The organism is Brachyspira sp. SAP_772, assembly GCF_009755885.1.
Classification (GTDB): Bacteria; Spirochaetota; Brachyspiria; order Brachyspirales; family Brachyspiraceae; genus Brachyspira.
In genome coordinates this window covers 1-725 of the sequence record NZ_VYIX01000148.1, presented here as the reverse complement: position 1 = coordinate 725, position 725 = coordinate 1, and the positions used below count along the sequence as shown (strand labels likewise).

1 protein-coding gene and 1 pseudogene are annotated in these 725 nt (G+C 26.5%); both read left to right on the top strand.

Annotated features, from left to right (window positions below; translation table 11 throughout):
• Positions 1 to 176: pseudogene (locus GQX97_RS13150) on the top strand (peptidase S58 family protein); the annotation flags it as partial.
• A gap of 47 nt (positions 177 to 223) precedes the next feature.
• Positions 224 to 725: hypothetical protein (locus GQX97_RS13145; RefSeq protein WP_157152287.1), on the top strand; the 502-nt coding region annotated here is incomplete at its 3' end.

Below are 725 nucleotides of genomic sequence, written 5' to 3'. Positions count from 1 at the left end.
CTGTACATACTACATTAGATGGGGATAGTATTTATGCTATGTCTGTTGGAGATATTAAGGCTAGTATTGATGCTGTTGGAAGTTTGGCTGCCATTGTAATGGGAAGGGCTATTAATAATGCTGTAAAAAATGCTGAATCTAGTTATGGGCTAAAAGCTTATAATGATATTTTTTAATTATTTTTTTATTAATAAGTATATTAAAAATTGATATATTTAAATTAATGAGAAAAATATTTATCTTTTTGTTAATACTTACAAATTTAGCTTTCAGCAATAATATAAGCAATAATCAATATAAAAATATTGATGATTATGCTGGAATATATTATGGAACATTGATTGCATATTCTGATGCAGCAGGAGAAGTGYATTTACAAAATTTTAAAATAGAAATTTYAAAATCTGGAAATATTATATCCGTAATACCAACATCATTAATAATAGGAATAGATACAGACACAGATGTAGAAGTAAATAAAAGTAAAATTATAAGAAAATCAAGCACTCAATATGAGGTAATAGACAATATCACAAAATATATTATACCCMATATCTCATCAGTTTCAGCAAGCGGAAATATAATGCTTAATTTTTATGATAATGGAAACACTTTAGAAGTAAACGGCATCTGCGAAGGAAGTGTAAGCTTTAATATAGAAGCATTCGATAAAACAATCATAGAGGCTAATAAATCTACAAAAGTAAATATTCACGGAACTTTTT